This is a genomic window from Micropruina glycogenica, from assembly GCF_900289045.1.
Taxonomy (GTDB): domain Bacteria; phylum Actinomycetota; class Actinomycetes; order Propionibacteriales; family Propionibacteriaceae; genus Micropruina; species Micropruina glycogenica.
Genome location: NZ_LT985188.1, coordinates 487320 through 507413 on the forward strand (window position 1 = coordinate 487320; position 20094 = coordinate 507413).

Here is a 20094-nt window from a genome sequence, read left to right on the forward strand (position 1 = left end):
GCACGGGGACCGATTGGCGAGGGCCGGACTATTGATCACCTGTGTCGCAACAGGGGGTGCATCGAGGTGGACCACCTGCGCGAGGTGACCCCCGAGGCCAACAGCCGCAACAGACGCCCTGGCGGGCGACTAGGGGAGGTTTGGGACGCGTTGCAGCCCAACCCCTACTCGACCACTTGGATTAGCTGAGAGGCCAGCAGAGCGCCGTTCACGGGCATTCCGTGGGCGGCGTTGCTGCGTTTCGCGGAGGCCGAAAGTCTCCAGGGTGGCGCGAGATTATTCGGGGTTCGGAGTTCCGGATGGGGCCGCCTTCGGGAAGGTGGCAGGGAGTCCCCAACAGCCCCCATTCCAACCCCATCGACTTGCTGAGATCGCGAAGTAGTGAGCTGCTTAACACGTAGGGTCGCGCCCACGCGCGCGCGGGATCATACCCCCACCCCTGACACCGGGACGCGCCCACCCCTACCCACAAGGCAGGCAGCCGGCTAGGTGTGCGGCTGGGTGGATCGGCGCCGCCTCGCGTCAGGCCACAGCGCCTACCCTCTAGCGCTCCGTTCGTGAGACTGAGCCGTCAGCCAGGGCGTTTCGTGGCTGTAAGGCAGTCGGGACACCCGGACGCCCGGAGACAGGAACGGCGAAGCGTTGCACTCGAACCCTGATAGCCGTTACCATCGTGAGCATGACGAAGCGACTTGAGCCGGGCGAGCACAGCGAACCGGAAGCCACGCCGTACCGGATCGACCCTGCCGACGCAGACGGCAAGCGCAAGATCAAGGCTGACAGCGTGCGGCAGGCCACGGCGTGGCGGGCGCGCTGCCAATATCGAGCGATGGACGGCAAGCGCTACGACCTTGTGCGCTGGGCGAAGACGAAGAGGCAAGCGCTCGACGCGCTGAGCGACGCCCTGGCGGATCGCAAGCACGCAGCGGTGGATGGATCACTCAAGCCGTCAACGCCCTTTGTGACAGCGGGTCGAGTGTGGCTCAGTGAGCAGCAGCGCCCTGGCCCCAAGCCCAAGGCAGAGAACACGCTGACCGCATACAGGGGCGCATTCGAGCGCTACGTAGACACGGAGGGCAGTCCGCTGAGAGGTCTCACCATCGCGCAGGCCAACGACGTGCAACGTCTGCTGGTGCTGCTGCAGGGCATCGCGGACAGGCACGGCAGCGGCGCCGCGAAGATGGCGCGCACGGTGCTCAGCGGCACGCTAGACATGTGCGTCAAGCGCAGAGTCCTACAGGGCAACGCAGCACGGCAGACGGGCGCCGTCCGAGCGTCAGAGAAACGCGCCGACAAGCGAGACCATCGAAAGAGCTTCACCCCCGAGGAACGCGGCAGGGTAATCGAGACCGCCGACGCCCTGGCCGGCGCTTACGGTGCCGACCCTCGCACCGCTCGCAAGTGGGCGATGGTGGCCGACCTGCTGGCATTCCTGGCAGGTACGGGCGTGCGGATCGGAGAGGCGCGAGCGCTGCGCTGGGAGCACGTCAACCTGACGACGGGCGCCGTCGAGATTCACGGGACGAAGACGACTAGCTCACTGCGCGGACTCAACACGCCCGAATGGCTACGCGAGAGGCTGGAGCGACGCGCCAAGCTCACTGGGGGAGTCGGCTACGTGTTCCCGTCGCCTGCCCTACTAGATGGCGCAGAGTCACCCGTTGACCTGAGCAACTTGCAAGACTGGGTACGCGTCGTGCTCGACAAGGCGGGGTTGGAATGGGCCACATCGCACAGCTTCCGGCGTACGGTGGCGACAATGCTGCACAGCAGCGGCGTGCCCCTAGTCCGGATCGCTGACCAGCTCGGACATGCGAACCCCACCATGACCGCGAACGTCTATCTGGGGCGCGACCTGAGAGGCGACAAAGCCGACCTTGCCGCGCTGCTCTGAACGTTGGTCACGATGTAGCAGTTTCGCACACGTTGGTCTCAACGTTGGATTCTTAGCCGAGACAGCACAGCGCCCCTGACTATTTACCGTAGTCAGGGGCGCTTTCGTGCGCCGCCAGGGACTCGAACCCCGAACCCGCTAGTTAAGAGCCAGCTGCTCTGCCAGTTGAGCTAGCGGCGCCCGAGATGAAACTATACCGAAGCAGCGCAGCAAGGTGAAATCAGCGGCCGTAACGATACGGGCTTCGCCAGGGCCAGTCCGCGGCCAACCAGTCGGCTACGGCCTGGGCCAGTTCGTCGTCGTGCGCAGCATGGTCGACGCGCACCCACGACTGCACCTCGACGTCGTGACCGGGCTGTCGGGTCGGGTAGATGTAGACGCAGCCGATCACGTCGCCGTCCGCCGGGTCGAGCACAGTGAAGGTAAAGCCTCGGCGGGCCTCGAAGTCGGCCCGATGCCGGGTCAGGTCGGCCAGGTTGCGCTCGGGCGTCATGCCCTGCTCGGGCGGCCAGTCGCCGTCGGGGTAGCCGGGGGTCGAGCGAATGTGCGTGATGCTCGACGACCAGGCCGCCAGGTCGGCCTCGTTGTGCTCGGGGCCGAGCGGCTCGAGCCTAAACCGGTCGGTGACGAGATGCCGCGGTGGTTCGAAGTCGGCGGGTACGAACGGTTGGGCGTCGGTTTCGGTCATGCTCGGGAGTCTAGGACGGCGCTGGCTGGGGGAGATCCCGGCTTTCGCCGGAATGACGGGGAGGGGCCAGCGGCGTTGGCCCTGTTTGCGGACGAACTCGACCCGCTGGCGGTGCAGCTCATCGATCTCTGGACGATCGATCGGCTCGAGTTCGCGGTCGAGCGCGACCGACAGCACGTGATCGGCCAGGGCGGCGTTGCGGGCCAGCACCGGGCCGTGCGGGTAGGTGCCGATCACTCGGCCCTGCACCGCACCCTCGGTGCCGTCGTTGGCGTTGCCGATGCCGATCTCGACGCTCGCCAGAGCAGTGGCCGCCGGGCCCACGGTGGTGAAGCCGCCGTGGTTCTCGAAGCCGGTGAGCAGCACGTCGGTGCCGTCCTGCCGGGTCCACCGGGTGAGCAACTCGCCGACGGCGCGTACCGAGCCGCGGCGGGTATCGACGTCGAGCAGGCCGAGGCCTTCGATCACCTCGTCGTGTTCGCCGATGGTGAACGTGTTGCCGCAGATTTGATAGCCGGCGCACACCGCGAAGAGCGTGGCCCCGTCGTCCAGGGCCCTGAACAGGTTGCCGTCGGCCTTGAGCGCCTTTACCGCCGACACCTGAGCGGCGTCCTCACCACCGCCCAGCAGGTACACCGAACCGGTCGCCGGCACCTCGTCGCCGGGGTCGACCACGGTGAGCGTGGCCTCGATGCCGCGCCACTGCAGCCGCTTGAGCAGCACCATCGCGTTGCCCCGGTCGCCGTAGATGCCCAGCAGCGACTGGTAGATCAGTACGATCTCGACAGGATTGCTCATCGCAGGCCCGCCATCTTCAGCAGCTTCTGAAACGGCGTATAGGTGGCGATCAGATCCAGCGGCGCGGCCGGGCTGCCGGGCGTCGGGCTGGAGGTCTGCACCGGCACTGCGGCGGCCAAGGCGGCCGCCAGATCGGGAATCACCCGGTGCTGCACCTCGGCGTAGGCGAGCCGGACGGCCAGGTCTTGGGCGCGCGGGCCGGTGGCGAACACCTCGCGACCCTGCAGCTGCTCGAAGTCGACGTCCCACAGCCACGAGACGTCTTTGCCGTCGGCGGCCACCGAGTCGATGGCGAGCAGCACCGGGTCGGACGTCGCCAGCGGCAGCGCCTCGGCCCAACCGGCCGGGTTCTTGGCCAGCAGCAGCCGCACGCTGGTGCCGTGCAGGGTGGCGGTGGCGAACCGTCCGGCCGGTGAGGTGACCGTGCGCATACCACGCAGCGCCTCGGGCACCCCCACGCCCAGTTCGACAGCGGCCGCCAGTGCACAGGCGGCGTTGGACACGTTGAAGCTGCCCGGCACCCGCAGTTCGGGCACAACCGTCGACCCGTCGGGCAGCACGATCGAGTCGCCGCTGACCCGCCAGGTCGCCTGGGGCTGGGTGAGGTCGCAGCCCGGGCAGTCCCAGCGGTCGCCGTCGGTGGTGAGCACCGAGCCGCAGGCGGGGCAGAGAGCTGCGTCGGCGGTCCAGGTGGTGGCGGTGTTCACCCACACCACCTTGGGTGCGGTGCCGGCCGACCACACCACCAGCGGGTCGTCGGCGTTGGCGATCACGGTCGGGCCGTCCTGCCCGGCGCGGTCGAGGGCGGCACGCCACGACCGGCCCAGCGCCTTGATCTCGTGGTGCCGGTCGAGCTGGTCGCGGCTGAAGTTCAGCAGCACGAGCACCTCGGGGCGTCCGTAGGCGATCATGTCCGAGACCACCCGCTCGTCGGTCTCGAGCACCGCGAGGTCGGACGACGGTGCCTGGCTGAGCGCCGACGCGATGCCGTAGTGCAGGTTGGCGCCGTCGGCGTTGGTGACGAGCCGGCCCGACTCGGCACCCAGGCCCGCACGCACAGCCGCCGCCAGCAGGTGTGTGGTCGTGGTCTTGCCGTTGGTGCCTGAGACGCTCGCGATGCGACGCCCCTGAAGCAGCAGCCGAAACGCGTCGGGAGCCAGCCGGGTGAGCACCTGGCCCCGAATGGACGCCCCCGAGCCCCGGTTGGCCAGCCGTGATCCGAGCGCCGCGAGGTTGCCGGCGCTGACCGCCGCGAACAGACGCAGGCGATCGGCGACCGGCAGGTCGGCCGGGGTCGCGCGGCGCCGGAGGGCTTCGGCAGGCATGCGGCTATTCTGCCGGGTCGGACGAGGTGGGTGGCACCTCGACATACTGCGGGAACTTCGCCGACCGCCCCGCGCCCGAACTCGTGCGCCGAATGCGACGTCCGATCCACGGCCCCGCATGCTCACGAGCCCAGGTGAGCTGCCAGTCGAGCCACTCCTTGGGGCTCTTGGCCGATTCAGGGGGCAGCGGGTCGTCCCAACCGGGCCGCGTCGGCAGGCCGACGGCGGCCAGCGCCGCCTGTGACACCCGTTCGTGACCGATGCTGTTGAAGTGCAGGCGATCGTCGTGCCACATGCCCCAGTGCTTGAGGCAGCGCATGCCCCACACGTCGATCACGAAGGCGCCGTGCCGGCGGGCGATCGTGTACACCGACGAGTTGAACACCCCGGTGCGGCCACGGGTGAGTTCAAGCACGGGGGAGTCTTTGGCATCGATGCCGGTGCCCAGAATCACGTCGATGCCGGCCTCACGCAGCCGAATGACGGCGGCTTCGAGGGCGTCGGTGAGCGTGTCGATGTCGACGCGGGGCCGCATGGTGTCGTTACCGCCGCCCCACAGGCTGACCACGTCGGGTTTCAGGGCCAGGGCCGGTTCGAGTTGTTCGGCGATGATCGGTCGCAGCAGCCGTCCACGAATGGCGAGGTTGGCATACTGCAGCGGCTCGCCGGCGGCGGCGGCCAGGTGCCCGGCGAACCGGTCGGCCCAGCCGCGCGGGCTGCCGTCGGGGTAGGGGTCGACCAGGCCCTCGGTGAGCGAGTCGCCCATGGCGACGTAGCGGCGCCAGGCGGTTGGCTCTGCCATGAACGTCCTTGCCGGTGCGGGGGTTTCGGAACCAATCGGCATGCTACTCCACGCCCGGCGGCGGTTCGGCGACGGTGTTTGGCCGGCCCTGGGCAGGGTTGGTGCGCCCGAACGTCCACGCAACTGCCTTTGTGACACCTCACTGCCTGCGCGCAGGCAGTTACGTGTCACGAAGGCAGCTACGTGCAGAGAACGGGTCTCGGATCGGGCTTCTCACAAGAGTTTCACCGGCGATCGGGGGGCCTGCCCTGCTGCTCCAACGATCTTTGGGCTAAGGTCACGCCATGGCGCGCTTCAGCCCTCTGAACTGGCCGGTGGTCAGGCAGTTGACCACGCCCGACCGGTTCGGCCGCGGCGAAGCGGTCACGTCGCGCCAGACCCGTGACCTGAAGCCGCGCACCGCCACCGCCGACCGCGTGGTGCAGAGCGTGTGCCCCTATTGCGCCGTGGGGTGCGGGCAGCTGGTCTACGTCAAAGACGACAAAGTCATCGACATCGAGGGCGACCCCGATTCGCCGATCTCGCGTGGCCGGCTGTGCCCCAAGGGGTCGGCCAGCGAGCAACTCGTCAACGCCCCCGGACGGCAGACCCAGATCAAATACCGCGCGCCTTACTCGACCGAATGGCAGTCGTTGTCGCGCGATAAGGCCATCGACATGATCGCTGAGCGGTTCATCGAATCGCGCCGGCGCTGGTGGCAAGACACCGACGAGCACGGACGCCCGCTGCGCCGCACCATGGGCATCGCCTCGTTGGGCGGCGCGACGCTCGACAACGAAGAGAACTACCTGATCAAGAAGCTCTTCACCGCCGCAGGCGCGATTCAGATCGAGAACCAGGCCCGCATTTGACACTCCGCCACGGTTCCCAGTTTGGGGGCCTCGTTCGGTCGTGGTGGAGCCACGCAACCGTTGTGGGACATGGCCAACGCCGACTGCATCGTCATTCAGGGTTCCAACATGGCCGAGTGTCACCCGGTCGGCTTTCAATGGGTGAGCGAGGCCAAGGCGCGGGGTGCCCGCATCATTCACGTCGATCCGCGCTTCACCCGCACCTCGGCGGTGGCCGACAAGCACATTTCGATTCGGGTCGGCTCTGACATCGTGCTGCTCGGCGCGCTGATCAACCACGTGCTCAGCAACGAGAAGTGGTTTCGCGAGTACGTGCTGGCGTTCACCAACGCGTCGGCCCTGGTGAACGAGGACTTTCGCGACACCGAAGACCTGGACGGACTGTTCTCGGGCTACGACCCCGCCACCGGACGTTACGACAACGCGTCGTGGTCGTACCGGCTGAAGTCGGGCGACGACGAGAGCACCGCCAACGAGCCGCAACAGGGGCCAGGCATGGGCGATCAGTTCGGCGCGGCAGGCCCGGTGGCCGTCGACGGCACCCGCGGCGACGGGCTGTGCCGCGACGAGATCGAAACCGACGAGACCCTGCAGCACCCGTTCACGGTGTTTCAGATTCTCAAGCGGCACTTCGCCCGCTACACGCCCGACCTGGTGCAGCAGATGTGTGGCATCAGCGAGGCCGATTTCGACTACCTGGCCCGCTCGATCACCGAGAACTCCGGACGCGACCGCACCACCTGTTTCGCCTACGCCGTGGGCTGGACCCAGCACACCATGGGGGCCCAGTTCATTCGCACCGCGGCGATCCTGCAGTTGCTGCTGGGCAACATGGGTCGGCCCGGCGGCGGCATCATGGCGTTGCGCGGGCACGCCAGCATTCAGGGCTCGACCGACATTCCGACCCTGTTCAACCTGCTGCCCGGTTATCTGCCGATGCCGATGGTCACCGCCGGCACGCTCACCGACTATCTGGACGGCATCGCCTCACCCGCCCAGAAGGGCTACTGGGCCAACGCCGAGGCCTACGTGGTGAATCTGCTCAAGGCCTGGTGGGGCGACGCCGCGACGGCCGACAACGACTGGGCGTATGACTACCTGCCCCGACTGACCGGCCCGCACGGCACCTATCAGACGGTGGCCGCAATGCTCGACGGCACGGTCGACGGCTACTTCGTGCTCGGGCAGAACCCGGCCGTCGGTTCGGCCCACGGCCGCCTGCAGCGGCTCGGCATGGCGAAGTTGAAGTGGCTGGTGGTCAGAGATCTGGCGCTGATCGAGTCGGCCACCTGGTGGAAGGACGGCCCCGAGATTCAGTCGGGCGAACTGCGCACCGAAGACATCGAAACCGAGGTGTTCTTCATGCCGGCCGCCACCCACGTCGAGAAGGCCGGCACGTTCACCCAGACCCAGCGCATGGTGCAGTGGCGGCACCAGGCCCTGCAACCGCCGGGGGACGCCCAGAGCGAACTCGACTTCTTCTACGAACTCGGTCTGCGCATTCGCGAGAAGCTGGCCGGCTCGGACGACCCGCGCGACCGGCCGCTGCTCGACCTCACCTGGAACTACCCGCTCGACGAGCACGGCAACCCCGACTCGGCGGCGGTGCTGCAAGAGATCAACGGACGCTTCCGCACCGGCGACAAGGCGGGCCAGCCGCTGTCGTCGTACGCCGAGATGCGCACCGACGGCAGCACCGAGGGCGGCTGCTGGATCTACACCGGAATCTACGCAGGCGGCGTCAATCAGGCGGCGCGTCGTCCGGCCCGCACCGGCCATGATCCGGTGAACCCCGACTGGGCGTGGGTGTGGCCGGCCGACCGGCGGCTGCTGTACAACCGGGCGTCGGCCGATGCCGAGGGGCGGCCGTGGAGCGAGCGTAAACGCTACGTGTGGTGGGACTCCGAGCAGGGCCGTTGGACCGGCGACGACGTGCCCGACTTTCCGGCCACGCTGGCGCCCGATGCCCGTCCGGGGCCCGAGGCGACCGGACCGGCCGCACTGTCGGGACTGGACGCGTTCATCATGCAGGCCGACGGCAAGGGCTGGCTGTACGCCCCGCGTGGCCTGGTGGACGGCCCGTTGCCGGCCCACTACGAGGCGCAGGAGTCGCCGGTGCGCAACACCGTGTACGACCAGCAACGCTCGCCCGCCCGGGTGACGTTGGCGCGTCCCGACAACCTCAGCGCCCCGAGCGACGACGACCCCGGCGCGAACGTGTACCCGTACATGTTCACCACCTATCGACTGACCGAGCACCACACCGCGGGCGGCATGAGCCGCTGGCTGCCCTACCTGTCGGAGCTGCAACCCGAGATGTTCTGCGAGATCTCGCCCGAGCTGGCCGCCGAGGTGGGCATCGAGCCATACGGGTGGGCCACGCTGATCTCCCCCCGAGCGGCCATCGAGGCGAAATGCCTGGTCACCGACCGGATGCGTCCCCTGGTGGTCAACGGACGCACCGTGCACCAGATCGGCCTGCCCTACCACTGGGGGGTCGGCGGCGAGCAGGCGGTGGTGAGCGGCGACTCGGCCAACGACCTGCTGGGCGTGGTGATGGATCCGAACGTGCTGATCCAAGAGTCGAAGGTGGGCTCGTGCGCGATCGTGGCGGGGCGCCGTCCGCGCGGACGTGCCCGGCTCGAACTGGTGGCCGAGTACCGCCGGCGGGCCGGGGTCACGGTCGACACCGGCATGCGCCCGATCGACGTCGAGCGGGGTGAGCACGCCATGCGGCAGGATCGACTCGAGGCCGAGCGGGTCAACGCCGACGACCCGTGGGTGGTGCCTGACGACGAGCAGGGGGGTGAGCGGTGATCAATCTCGAAGAGTCGTTTCAACCCGGCCGCAAGGGGTTCTTCACCGACACCTCGATCTGCATCGGCTGCAAGGCGTGCGAGGTGGCGTGCAAGGAGTGGAACCGCAACCCCGCCGACTCGACCTGGCAGCTGTCGGACTCCTCCTACGACAACACCACCCATCTGGGAGCCGACACCTGGCGGCACGTCGCGTTCGTCGAGCAGGGCCGCGAGCGCATCGAGCAGGCGCGCCAGAGTGGACGCCAGCTGGTCAACCTGGGCATGCCGGGCGTTCGAACCGAAGCCGCGACGAACGTTGATGTCACGCCGCCCGACACCCCCGACTTCCGCTGGCTGATGGCCTCGGACGTCTGCAAGCACTGCACCCACGCCGGCTGCCTGGACGTGTGCCCGACCGGGGCACTGTTCCGCAGCGAGTTCGGCACCGTGGTGGTGCAGGCCGACGTCTGCAACGGCTGCGGCACCTGCGTGGCGGGGTGTCCGTTCGGGGTGATCGAGCGCCGCAAAGACGGGCTGGTCGAACCGAAGACCAACCGCGACTTCACCGCCGGCGAGCAGGCGCCCACGCCGCACGTGGGCGTCGCGCAGAAGTGCACGCTGTGCTACGACCGGCTGGTGGACGGCCTCGAACCGGCCTGCGCGAAGACGTGCCCCACGACCTCCATCAAGTTCGGTGAGCACGCCGACCTCACCGAGCAGGCCCGCGAGCGGGTGCGGCAGTTGCACGCGCAGGGGTTGACCGAGGCCCGGCTGTACGGCGCGAACCCCAACAGCGGCGTCGGCGGCACCGGGTCGGTGTTCCTGCTGCTCGACGAGCCCGAGGTGTACGGCCTGCCGCCCGACCCGCGGGTGCCGACCGCCGACCTGCCACACATGTTCGATCGCGCGTCATTGGCGGCCGTGGGCATGATCGCGGGCGTCGTGTTGGCCTTCTTCACCGGACGGCGGCGGCGATGACGAACGAGTACGACCAGTACCGTCCACCCGAGCCGCCCCGCAGGCGTCGTCGGGGCGGTTGGCGTGGGCGTCGGGGTGCGGGGGGTGCCGAGGGTGCGCGCGAGCAGCCGATGGTGCCCGAGGCGGAGTTCACGTCGTACTACGACCGTCCGATCGTCAAGCCGCCGCCGTGGGAGAACCCGATCGGCGCCTACCTGTTTCTGGGCGGGCTGGCCGCGGCGTCGGGCATGCTGGCGGCCGGGGCCGAGCTGACCGGTAACGCCCGGCTGCGGCGCAACAGCCGGTTGTCGGCGCTCGGTGCGGTCGGCCTGGGCGCGGTGGCGCTGGTGATCGACCTGGGCCGTCCGGAGCGCTTTCTGTACATGCTGCGCACCGTCAAGTTGAGCTCGCCGATGAGCGTCGGATCGTGGATTCTGAGCGGCTTCAGCGCCTTCGCGGGGGTGGCCGCGGTCGCCGAGGTCGACCGCATGACGGCGCAGAAGCTGCCGCTCGGGCCGCTGCGCAGGCTGCTGCAGTGGGTGGAGACCCCCGCCGGGGTGGCGGCAGGACTGTTCGGGCCGCCGCTGGCCGCGTATACGGCGGTGTTGTTGTCCGACACCGCCAACCCCACCTGGAACGACGCCCGCGAGTACCTGCCGATGGTGTTCGTGAGCTCGGCCAGCCTGGCCGCGGGCGGGCTGGGCATGATCACCACCCCGGTCGACGACGCCGGCCCGGCGCGTGCGCTGGCGGTGATCGGGTCGGCGTGCGACCTGGCGGCCACGGAGTTGATGGAGCAGTCGATGGACCCGGTGGCCGCCGAACCCCTGCACGAAGGCACGCCGGGCAAGCTGCTGCAGTGGAGCAAGCGGCTGGTCGCCGCCGGCGGCCTGGCGGCACTACTCGGTGGCCGCAACCGGACGATCGCGGCCCTGTCGGGTGTGACGTTGCTGACCGCGTCGGCGTTGACCCGGTTCGGCATTCTGCACGCCGGGATTCACGCCGCCAAGGACCCCCGCTACACGGTGGTGCCGCAGAAGAACCGGCTCGCCAAGCGCCGCGCCGAAGGAATCGTGGACGACTCGATCACCACCGCCGACTGAGGGTGTTTCGTCATCCCGGCGCATGCCGGGATCCTCAACCGCACCTGACAGCGCGAGTTACGACAGGGATTGCGGCGTTCGCCGGAATGACGACGTAGCCCGTCATCCCGGCGCATGCCGGGATCTCGCAACCGCACCCGACAGTAAGGGTCACGACAGAGATTCCGGCGTTCGCCGGAATGACGGTGGGCCACGAGGTGGCCGGTCAGCGAATCTCGATGTCCGGCCGGCCGGTGGTCTCACCGATCACCGGGTAGCCCGGCACCTCGCCGACCACCAGCAGACCGCCGGAGGTTTGCGCGTCGGCGAGCAGCAGCAGGTCGTTCTCGGTGATGCCCGGGCCGGGACGCAGGTGCGGACGCACCCAGTCGAGGTTGCGTCGGGTGCCGCCCGACACGTACCCGTCGGCCAGGGACTCGGCGGCTCCCTCGATCACCGGCACGGCCGCCGCGTCGACCACCGCGCCCACCTTTGAGGCCCGGCACAGCTTGAACAGGTGACCCAGCAGGCCGAAGCCGGTGACGTCCGTGGCCGCTTTGGCCCCGGCCGCCAATGCTGCCGCAGAGGCGTCCGCGTTCAGGGCCGTCATCAGCTCGATGGCGTGGGGGAACACCTCGCCGGTGCGCTTGTGCCGGTTGTTCAGAATGCCGACGCCGATCGGCTTGGTCAGGGTGAGCGGCAGACCGGGGCGGGCTGCGTCGTTGCGCAACAGCGTGTCGGGGGCGGCGATGCCGGTGACGGCCATGCCGTACTTGGGTTCGGGGTCGTCGACCGAGTGTCCGCCGATCACCGGGCAGCCGGCCTGCGTGCCGACGTCCAGTCCGCCGCGCAGCACTTCGGTGAGCAGTTCCATTGGCAGCTTGTCGCGCGGCCAACCGACCAGGTTGATCGCGACCACCGGCGTGCCGCCCATGGCGTAGATGTCCGACAGAGCGTTCGCGGCGGCGATCCGGCCCCAGTCGTAGGCGTCGTCGACCACCGGGGTGAAGAAGTCGGCGGTCGACAGTACGGCCAGACCGTCGCGCACCAGCACGGCGGCCGCGTCGTCGCCATCGTCCAGGCCGACGAGCACGTTCGGGTTCTGCTGCCCGGTCAGGCCGCGGACGGCGTCCTCGAGTTCGCCCGGCGGAATCTTGCAGGCGCAGCCGCCACCGTGGGTGTAGTCGGTCAGCCGAATGGTGTCATGCATGGGCCGAGACTAGACGCGGATCGTCCGAGCCGCAGTGACGTGGCTCTCCCAACGCTGGGCCACGTCGTGGGTCGGCTGCCGACGAGGCGGTGTCTGGCCCGGTGGGCGCGGGGTGGGTAGGGTCTGCGGCGGAGGCGTCTGGGTTCCTGGTGGGCCCCCCGGTCTTCAAAACCGGTGAGGCCGAGCAGCTCGGTCTGGCGGGTTCGATTCCCGTCCGCCTCCGCCGCCGCGGTTCCGAGCCGCGGTGCTGACCGCCGAGGACCAAGGGGTGGCATGGGCAACGATGATCGGCGCCGGACGATTCCGCGCACCGACGCGCTGCTGGCCTTGCCCGCCGTCGTCGAGGCTCGCGCGCGGCTGAGCGAGCCCACCGTTCGGGCAGTGATCAGCAGCGCACAACAAGCCGCTCGCGACGGCGCCTTGCCCGTCGAACAGGTCGCTGACCAGGTGGAACGCTCGCTGCGCGACCGTGCCACCACGTCGCTCACCCCGGTGCTCAACGCCACCGGCGTGATCGTGCACACCAACCTGGGTCGTGCCCCCCTGTCGGACGCAGCCATGGCCGCCGTGCAGTCGGCGGCCGGCTACGTGGACGTCGAACTCGATCTGACCACCGGACGGCGCGGCCCGCGCGGAGCGGCTGCCCGCGAGGCGTTGATCCGCGCCTGCCCAGCCGCCGAGGCCGCCCTGGTGGTGAACAACGGCGCCGCGGCCCTGCTGTTGGCCATCACCGCTCTGGTGGGCACAGCTGAGATCGTGGTCAGCCGCGGCGAACTGATCGAGATCGGCGCCGGCTTCAGGCTGCCCGACCTGATGGCCGTCACCGGGGCCACCCTGCGTGAGGTGGGCACCACCAACCGCACCCACGCCGACGACTACGCCCAGGCGATCATCGAACGCACCGGCTGCCTGCTCAAGGTGCACACCAGCAACTACTCCGTGCAGGGCTTCACCGCCGAGGTCGACGTGGCCGCCCTGCGCACGCTGGCCGACGAGCACCACCTGCCGCTGATCGTCGACCTGGGCAGCGGCCTGCTCGCACCCGACCCGGCACTGCCCGACGAGCCCGACGCCGACACCGCCCTGCGCGCCGGGGCCGACGTGGTGATCGCCAGCGGTGACAAGCTGCTCGGCGGCCCGCAGGCCGGCCTGCTGCTCGGTAAGGCCGAAGTGATCGAACGGCTGGCGCTGCACCCGCTGGCGCGTGCCGTCCGCACCGACAAGCTCACCCTCGCCGCGCTGGAGGCGACACTCACCGCAGAACCACCGCCGGTCAGCGTGGCGCTGCACGCCGACCCCGACCGGCTGCGGGTCCGCGCCGAGGCGCTCGTCGCCCGGGTGGGCGGAACCGTCGTGGCTCATGACGGACGGGTCGGCGGCGGGGGAGCGCCGGGCGTCCCGTTGCCCGGGTGGGCGGTCGCACTGCCGGCGCAGTCTGCCGAACCGCTGCGGCTGGGCACCCCGGCGGTGCTGGCCCGGGTGCACAACGGGGTCTGTCTGGTCGACCTGCGCTGCGTGCCCGAGGCCGACGACGAGCGCCTCGCAGGGGCGGTCGCAGCCGCCCTGCGCAGCGCGGACGACTGACATGTACGTGGTGGCCACGGCCGGGCACGTCGACCACGGCAAGTCGACCCTGGTACGCGCCCTGACCGGAATGGAGCCCGACCGGCTCGCCGAGGAGCAGCGCCGGGGCCTGACCATCGACCTGGGCTTCGCCTGGACGACCCTGCCGTCGGGTCGTGAGGTCGCCTTCGTGGACGTGCCCGGCCACGAGCGGTTTCTGGGCAACATGCTCGCCGGGGTGGGGCCCGCGCCGGCGGTCTGTTTCGTAGTGGCCGCCGACCAGGGTTGGCAGGCCCAGTCGAGCGATCACCTCGACGCCGTCGTCGCGCTGGGCATCACCGCCGGGCTGGTGGTGATCACCCGCGCCGACCTGGCCACCGCCGATCAACTCGCCGCCACCAAGACCGAGATCGAGTCCCGACTAGGCCGAACGCCGCTGTCGAACGCTCCAGTGTTGGCGGTCTCGGCAGTGAACCGCACCGGCTGGGAACACCTGCTGAACACCCTCGACCAGGTGCTCGCTCAGGTGCCCGAACCCGACCCCGAGGCCCGTGTGCGGCTGTGGATCGACCGGTCGTTCAGCATTCGAGGGGCGGGCACGGTGGTCACCGGAACGCTCACCGCCGGCACTCTGCGGCGCCACGATCGGCTCGACCTGGTGGGGGTGGACGGCCGTCGCCCGGTTCGGGTGCGCGGGTTGCAGAGCCGCAACGAGTCCGTCCCGCTGGTCACCCCGCACGCTCGGGCCGCGGTCAACCTGCGCGAGGTGCCGGCCGAGGCCGTCCATCGCGGTGACGCCCTGGTCAGCCCTGATGCCTGGCCGATCGTGATTCAGTTCGACGTCCGCCGGACGACCGGCGCGGGCTTCGACGACCTGCCGCAGCAGCTGATGGTGCACGTCGGCACGGCCGCGGTGCCGGCCCGGGTGCGTCCGTTCGACCACGAGCACGCCCGGCTCACCCTCGATCGAGCGCTACCGCTGAAGGTGGACGATCGGCTGGTTCTGCGCACGCCCGGCGGTCACGTCGTACTGGCGGGGGTTCTGGTGCTCGACGTCGACCCACCGGAGCTTCGCCGGCGAGGCGACGGCGCCCGGCTCGCGGTCGACTTGGCGAACCGTCCCGTGGGCGGCGACCCGGCCACGGAGGTGGCCCGACGGGGGGCCATGCGGCCGGAACAGTTGTGGCGATTCGGCCTGGCTCGGCTCACGGCGCCGCCCGAGGGTGTCGCCGAAAAGGACGGCTGGTGGGTCGATCGGGCCGTGTTGGGCGCCTGGGCGGCGTCCCTGACCCGGGCGGTCGACCGGGTGCACGAGTCGGAACCCTTGTCACCCGGGCTGAGTGACGGTGCGGCGCTGGACCTGCTTCGGCACGAAGATCCGCCGCTGCCGGAGGCTGCTCTGCTCGCACTGGTCGTGAGCGCGGCGGGGCTCGAATCCGTCCGCGGGGCGGTGCGTAGGCCGGGTCGTCCGAACGATCTGGGTGCCGCCGAAGCTGCGATCGTCCAGCTGGAGCAACGGCTCCGCGAACAGCCGTTCGCCGCACCCGAGGCCGAGGAACTGACCGCCCTGCGGCTCGGCCCGCGCGAACTGGCCGCTGCCGAGCGTGCCGGGCGCTTGCTACGCCTCGACGGGGCAGTGGTGCTGTTGCCGCAGGCTCCGGCTCTGGCGATGCGCACGCTGGCCGGTCTGACCCAGCCGTTCACCACCAGCGAAGCCCGGCGGGCGATGAACACCACCCGCCGGGTGGCCATTCCGCTACTCGAACTGTTGGACGCCCGCGGCTGGACGCGGCGGCTCGACGGCACCCTGCGCACGGTGGTGCGCTGAAAGGTCCGTAAGTCGTCCGGTCAAGAGACATGGGCGGCATCGTGAAGCACTGCCTGACTGCGCCGTGAGCACGTCGGGCGTCAGCACCCGGCACGAAGCAGTGCGTGTCTCGTGTGCCCGAGACTGGCTTTGAGGCCGCGCACCGCAGCAAAGCTCGTCCAGGGTTGGGGTCGAATCTGGATCAGCAACGGGCGAGGCTCGGTTTCACACCAGTGCGGTGACCTCTGGTGGAGGTTTGGCCCTCGGCCGTTTGGGGTGAGTAACGGGACTTGAACCCGCGACATCCTGGACCACAACCAGGTGCTCTACCAGCTGAGCTATACCCACCATGCGCCGAACGAACTGCTTTTCGGCTAGCACAGTCTAGTCCAACGACGAACGACGGCGCCAATCACGCCCGAGCGCGTCAGTCGGTGCCGATCTCGACCGGCCCGGGGTGGGTCAACGCCCCTTGATGCACGGCCGCGATGCGTTTCAATTCGACCGTCGAAGGCCCAGGCGGCGCCACGAACACCGCCTCGCGGTAGTACCGCAGCTCTTCGATCGACTCGCGAATGTCGGCCAGCGCACGGTGATTGCCCGACTTGGCGGGGGTGTTGTAGTACGCCCGGGGGAACCAGCGCCTGGCCAGCTCTTTGATGCTCGAGACGTCGACGTTGCGGTAGTGCACGTGCTGTTCGAGTTCGGGCATGTCGCGCGCCAGAAACGACCGGTCGGTGCCGATCGTGTTGCCCGCCAGGGGGGCGCTGCGTGCATTGGGCACGTGCTCGCGAATGTAGGCCAGCACCTGCTGTTCGGCGGTCTCGACGTCGACCCCGTCGGCCAGCAGCGGCAGCAGGCCCGACTTCTCGTGCATCTCACGCACGAAGTCGCCCATCTGTTCGAGCGCCGCGTCCGAGGGCTTGATCACCACGTCGACGCCTTCGCCCAGCACGTTCAGCTGGCCGTCGGTGACGAGCGCGGCAACCTCGATGAGCACGTCATGGGTGAGGTCGAGACCGGTCATCTCGCAATCGATCCACACCAGTTGGTCACCCACGGCCAACACTCTAGGGGACCCGCCGCGTCCGGGGGTCTGGCAGGCCCGGTTCACCCTGCGTTCACCCCCTGTTTCGGGCGTGCGTGGGGGATCGGTGCACGGCGCGGCGCCGCTCTCGCGATAGCCGGTTTCGTCCCCCTAGGCTGGAGGTCACCCGACGTGGAGGACCCGATGAGCACTGACCTGGACGAACTTCAGCCCGACGCCGACGACAACCTGCGCGAGTTCATCGACAAGCTGGTTGCCGCCGGGTACACGGTCGCCGACAGCGAAGGGCCCGACCCCGAACTGATCGATCCAGGGGGCCGGGCGGTCGAGACCTGGCGCGAGGACTACCCCTACGACGAGCTGATGGATCGCGACGACTACGAGCAGGAGAAGTACCTGCTACAGATCGAGCTGCTGAAGTTCCAGTACTACTGCCAAGACCACGACCTCAAGCACATCATCCTGTTCGAAGGACGTGACGCGGCCGGCAAGGGCGGCACCATCAAACGGTTCATCGAGCATCTCAACCCCCGCGCCGCTCGCGTGGTGGCCTTGACCAAGCCGTCGAGCACCGAACTGGGGCAGTGGTACTTCCAGCGCTACATTCAGCACTTTCCGACCAACGGCGAGATCGTGCTGTTCGACCGGTCGTGGTACAACCGCGCCGGCGTCGAGCGCGTGATGAACTTCTGCACCGACGATCAGTACGAGACGTTCATGAACCACGCGCCCAAGTTCGAGCGCATGCTCGCCGAATCGGGCATTCAGCTGACCAAGTTCTGGTTCTCGGTGACCCGGCGCGAGCAGCGCACCCGGTTCGCGATCCGGCAGATCGACCCGGTGCGGCGGTGGAAGCTGTCGCCGATGGACCTGGAGTCCCTCGACAAGTGGGACGCCTACTCGGCCGCGAAAGAAGAGATGTTCGCCCGCACCGACACCAAGCATGCGCCGTGGATCACGGTGCGCAGCAACGACAAGAAGCGGGCCCGGCTCAACGCGATGCGGGCGTTCTTGAACCAGTACGACTACGCGGGTAAAGACCATTCGGTGGTGTACGACCCTGACCCGCTGATCGTGCGCCGGGGCCGCGAGAGCTCGGACGACTAGGTGAAGACACCGACCTCGCCACCCGCACCACCGGCCGCAGCCGATGAAGCCGAGGCTGAACTGGCCGGAGACGTCGCAGCCGTCGTGCCCGAGTTGCAGCCCACCAACGACAAAGCGGCCGCGAACGCGACCGCCACAAGTGCTTTAGCACGCATGAAAGATCCTCCATTGGATCGGTCAGGGAGCCCAGGCTCACGGGGGCCGCAGTAGTCGTCAACCTAGCGTGCAACATAGCTGTGCAGACATGAAAACTCCTAGTCGTCGCAGCTTTGTTATCGTTTCAGTCGAAACGCGTGAACAAGCCCTATGGATGGGCCCGACCCACCGTCGTCGGTACCCACTTCCACAGCCAACCGCTCCCCGCGAGCCCGATCGCCCCGATGGTCACGGCGGCCAACCCCAAAGGTGCCACGGCGGCCACGGCGGTGATCAGCAAGGGTCCGGCGGCCTGGCCGATGCCGGTGGTGAGCCGCCAGCCGGCCAGAAACTGCGGCCGTCCGAGCGCGGGTGAAAGATCCGAGCCGATGGTGAGCACCACGCCTGCCGAGATGCCGTTGCCCAGGCCGAGTACCGCGGCGATCAGTGCGACCGCCGGGGTGTCGTGGGCCAGCGGCAACAGAGCGAAGCAGACAGCCATGATCACGATGGCAGGCACCGCCACCCAGCGCCGTCCGAACCGGTCCATCACCGAGCCGCCCACGTAGAACAGGGTCATGTCTATGCCTGAGCTCACCGCGAAAATCAGGCTGGTGGTCGCGGCGTCCAAGCCGATCTGCTCGCACCACAGCGGCAGCAGAGCGTCGCGTGACGCGCGCACCAACATCAAGGCAGACGCCCCCACGCCGGCGGTGGCGAAGACGCGAGCGTGACCGCGCAGCACGTGCAGCATGCGGACGGGTTCGTCGACCGAGTCGGGCTCGGCGGGCAGCTCGGGCAACGCCAGGGTGACGACCATGGCGAGCAGGCTGGTTCCGGCCGCGACCAGGTAGGCGGCCTGTAGCCCCCACACGGTGACGACTGCGGCACCCATAAGCGGGCCTACCAGGTTGCCGATACGAAAGACGCCGCCCAGCGTCGACAACGCACGCGCGCGGTAAGCCAACGGCACCGCAACCGTCAGGTACGACTGCCGGGCGAGGGTGAGCATCGCGCCGCTCAGCCCGATCACGAACACGACACCGGCGAGCACCCATTCGCTGGTCGCGAAGGCGCAGATCAGCAGGCACACCGCGTCGAGCATCATGGCGCCGACCAGCGACTTCTTCTCACCGAACCGGTCGGCGATCACCCCGGCCGGCAGGGCGCCGACCAGGCTGCCGATGCCCATCAGCGCCACCACCAGGGCGGCCTCTGCGACCGACGCGCCCAGTGCCCGGGCGGTCAGCGGTACCAGCGGCACGATGGCGCCGAAGCCGACGAACGACAGCGTGGTGGGTAGGTAGATCGAAACGCCCAGCCGACGCCAGGGCGTCGGGCCGGTTGTGTTCGAGCTCACCCGGAGCAACTTACGCGCTCGGCCGAGCATTGGGCTGCAAGGACGGGTGGGCTCCTCGTGGCCACATCAAGGGGAGCTTCAGCCTAGTTGGCGGAAGTCGTTGGGCTCCAGAACCCCAGACTTCTAGCCGTTGTTGCTTGGGGTGAGCCTGAGCGTGACCGACAATCCGTGCTTCCGAGGACTGACGTAATGCACGCGTCGCTCTGGGGGCAGTAGATGCAGACGACGTCAATGGTGCTCTTGTCGGTAGGTTGCACGTGAAGGCCGTGCCGATCGGACCAAACAGACAGACCGAACCTGGACCTTTGCTGTGCCCGTGCGACCTGTTCTGTACGTGACCTGCAGTCTCGTGAAACGGCCGTGCTTGTACGCGACCAAATCGGGGCATGCTCTGTCGCCGGGAAGAGCACGACGAATCCTTGTGACACCAAGTCAGCGTGCGCCTTCGCAACACCCAGATCGCCCTTGTCTTTCGTGTGATGAGCCATACTCAAGACTGAGAGACGAGCAATCTTTCGGTGGCGGCGCCATGCGGTCTCGGAACCTCCAGGCATCGAGACGCGTCCGCTGACACCGCTGCCCCGGCTCGGCGGCGCGCACGCCCTACAATCGCTGCTGCAACCCGAGGTTCGTCTAGGCCGGTCCAACGACAACCCTGGGTGCATACCT

13 protein-coding genes, 3 tRNA genes and 2 pseudogenes are annotated in these 20094 nt (G+C 68.8%); 9 read left to right on the top strand and 9 right to left on the bottom strand.

Translation table 11 applies throughout. From position 1 onward, the window contains the following. Positions 1 to 9 precede the first annotated feature (9 nt). Positions 10 to 189: pseudogene (locus tag MPLG2_RS19790) on the top strand (HNH endonuclease); the annotation flags it as partial. Positions 190 to 679: 490 nt separating this feature from the next. Next, on the top strand, positions 680 to 1894 hold the full coding sequence (locus tag MPLG2_RS02265; RefSeq protein ID WP_105184739.1) for a tyrosine-type recombinase/integrase: 1215 nt from the start codon (positions 680 to 682) through the stop codon (positions 1892 to 1894). Positions 1895 to 2001: 107 nt separating this feature from the next. On the opposite strand, the gene MPLG2_RS02270 is transcribed toward MPLG2_RS02265, so the two are convergent. The 4 genes and pseudogenes from MPLG2_RS02270 to MPLG2_RS02290 form a co-directional block, all read right to left on the bottom strand. Continuing rightward, positions 2002 to 2074 (bottom strand) — tRNA-Lys (locus MPLG2_RS02270). Positions 2075 to 2669: 595 nt separating this feature from the next. After that, a pseudogene (locus MPLG2_RS19215) lies at positions 2670 to 3380 on the bottom strand (type 1 glutamine amidotransferase); the annotation flags it as partial. Further along, positions 3377 to 4705 carry a MurT ligase domain-containing protein gene (locus tag MPLG2_RS02285; RefSeq protein ID WP_105184740.1) on the bottom strand — a complete coding sequence of 443 codons (1329 nt, stop codon included), beginning with the start codon at positions 4703 to 4705 and terminating at the stop codon, positions 3377 to 3379. The gene MPLG2_RS02285 and the pseudogene MPLG2_RS19215, both read right to left, overlap by 4 nt. Positions 4706 to 4709: 4 nt before the next feature. After that, positions 4710 to 5507 (bottom strand): SGNH/GDSL hydrolase family protein, encoded by a 798-nt coding sequence (locus tag MPLG2_RS02290; RefSeq protein WP_105184741.1) that lies wholly within the window; start codon positions 5505 to 5507, stop codon positions 4710 to 4712. Positions 5508 to 5791: 284 nt separating this feature from the next. On the opposite strand from MPLG2_RS02290, the gene fdh reads away from it, so the two are divergent. The 3 genes from fdh to nrfD are packed head-to-tail and all read left to right on the top strand — an operon-like array spanning position 5792 to position 11216. Next, positions 5792 to 9175: a formate dehydrogenase gene (gene fdh / locus MPLG2_RS02300; RefSeq protein WP_269459165.1), complete on the top strand. Its 3384-nt coding sequence runs from the start codon at positions 5792 to 5794 to the stop codon at positions 9173 to 9175. Beyond that, positions 9172 to 10134, top strand: a complete 963-nt coding sequence (locus tag MPLG2_RS02305; RefSeq protein WP_105184744.1) for a 4Fe-4S dicluster domain-containing protein — start codon at positions 9172 to 9174, stop codon at positions 10132 to 10134. Before fdh ends, MPLG2_RS02305 begins: the two co-directional genes overlap by 4 nt. Then, positions 10131 to 11216 (top strand): NrfD/PsrC family molybdoenzyme membrane anchor subunit, encoded by a 1086-nt coding sequence (nrfD, locus tag MPLG2_RS02310; protein ID WP_105184745.1) that lies wholly within the window; start codon positions 10131 to 10133, stop codon positions 11214 to 11216. The genes MPLG2_RS02305 and nrfD overlap by 4 nt, the downstream gene beginning before the upstream one ends. A gap of 205 nt (positions 11217 to 11421) precedes the next feature. Here the strand turns inward: nrfD and selD are convergent, their stop codons facing one another. Beyond that, positions 11422 to 12405 carry a selenide, water dikinase SelD gene (gene selD, locus MPLG2_RS02315; RefSeq protein WP_105184746.1) on the bottom strand — a complete coding sequence of 328 codons (984 nt, stop codon included), beginning with the start codon at positions 12403 to 12405 and terminating at the stop codon, positions 11422 to 11424. Between the two features lie 130 nt (positions 12406 to 12535). Here selD and MPLG2_RS02320 point away from each other — a divergent pair. The 3 genes from MPLG2_RS02320 (at position 12536) to selB (ending at position 15796) form a co-directional block, all read left to right on the top strand. Further along, positions 12536 to 12628 (top strand) — tRNA-Sec (locus MPLG2_RS02320). Positions 12629 to 12678: 50 nt separating this feature from the next. Further along, on the top strand, positions 12679 to 13989 hold the full coding sequence (gene selA, locus MPLG2_RS02325; RefSeq protein WP_105184747.1) for an L-seryl-tRNA(Sec) selenium transferase: 1311 nt from the start codon (positions 12679 to 12681) through the stop codon (positions 13987 to 13989). Position 13990: 1 nt separating this feature from the next. Beyond that, positions 13991 to 15796 (top strand): selenocysteine-specific translation elongation factor, encoded by a 1806-nt coding sequence (gene selB, locus MPLG2_RS02330; RefSeq protein WP_105184748.1) that lies wholly within the window; start codon positions 13991 to 13993, stop codon positions 15794 to 15796. Positions 15797 to 16047: 251 nt separating this feature from the next. Here the strand turns inward: selB and MPLG2_RS02335 are convergent. After that, positions 16048 to 16123: transfer RNA gene (locus tag MPLG2_RS02335), tRNA-His, on the bottom strand. Positions 16124 to 16202: 79 nt separating this feature from the next. Continuing rightward, positions 16203 to 16835 (bottom strand): oligoribonuclease, encoded by a 633-nt coding sequence (orn, locus tag MPLG2_RS02340; RefSeq protein WP_105187419.1) that lies wholly within the window; start codon positions 16833 to 16835, stop codon positions 16203 to 16205. A gap of 171 nt (positions 16836 to 17006) precedes the next feature. On the opposite strand from orn, the gene ppk2 reads away from it, so the two are divergent. Then, positions 17007 to 17930: a polyphosphate kinase 2 gene (ppk2, locus tag MPLG2_RS02345; RefSeq protein WP_105187420.1), complete on the top strand. Its 924-nt coding sequence runs from the start codon at positions 17007 to 17009 to the stop codon at positions 17928 to 17930. A 304-nt stretch (positions 17931 to 18234) separates the two neighbouring features. Here the strand turns inward: ppk2 and MPLG2_RS02350 are convergent, their stop codons facing one another. Then, on the bottom strand, positions 18235 to 19425 hold the full coding sequence (locus MPLG2_RS02350; protein ID WP_231935754.1) for an MFS transporter: 1191 nt from the start codon (positions 19423 to 19425) through the stop codon (positions 18235 to 18237). An 83-nt stretch (positions 19426 to 19508) separates the two neighbouring features. Next, a complete protein-coding gene (locus MPLG2_RS19795; RefSeq protein ID WP_408632047.1) occupies positions 19509 to 20090 on the bottom strand; it encodes a group I intron-associated PD-(D/E)XK endonuclease in 582 nt (193 codons plus the stop codon). Positions 20091 to 20094 lie beyond the last annotated feature (4 nt).

Bases quoted from the DNA above. Each gene is read 5' to 3' on its own strand.
- MPLG2_RS02265 (WP_105184739.1), top strand. From the start codon at position 680: ATGACGAAGCGACTTGAGCCGGGCGAGCACAGCGAACCGGAAGCCACG.
- MPLG2_RS02285 (WP_105184740.1), bottom strand. From the start codon at position 4,705: ATGCCTGCCGAAGCCCTCCGGCGCCGCGCGACCCCGGCCGACCTGCCG.
- MPLG2_RS02290 (WP_105184741.1), bottom strand. From the start codon at position 5,507: ATGGCAGAGCCAACCGCCTGGCGCCGCTACGTCGCCATGGGCGACTCG.
- nrfD (WP_105184745.1), top strand. From the start codon at position 10,131: ATGACGAACGAGTACGACCAGTACCGTCCACCCGAGCCGCCCCGCAGG.
- selD (WP_105184746.1), bottom strand. From the start codon at position 12,405: ATGCATGACACCATTCGGCTGACCGACTACACCCACGGTGGCGGCTGC.
- selA (WP_105184747.1), top strand. From the start codon at position 12,679: ATGGGCAACGATGATCGGCGCCGGACGATTCCGCGCACCGACGCGCTG.
- selB (WP_105184748.1), top strand. From the start codon at position 13,991: ATGTACGTGGTGGCCACGGCCGGGCACGTCGACCACGGCAAGTCGACC.
- ppk2 (WP_105187420.1), top strand. From the start codon at position 17,007: ATGAGCACTGACCTGGACGAACTTCAGCCCGACGCCGACGACAACCTG.
- MPLG2_RS19795 (WP_408632047.1), bottom strand. From the start codon at position 20,090: ATGCACCCAGGGTTGTCGTTGGACCGGCCTAGACGAACCTCGGGTTGC.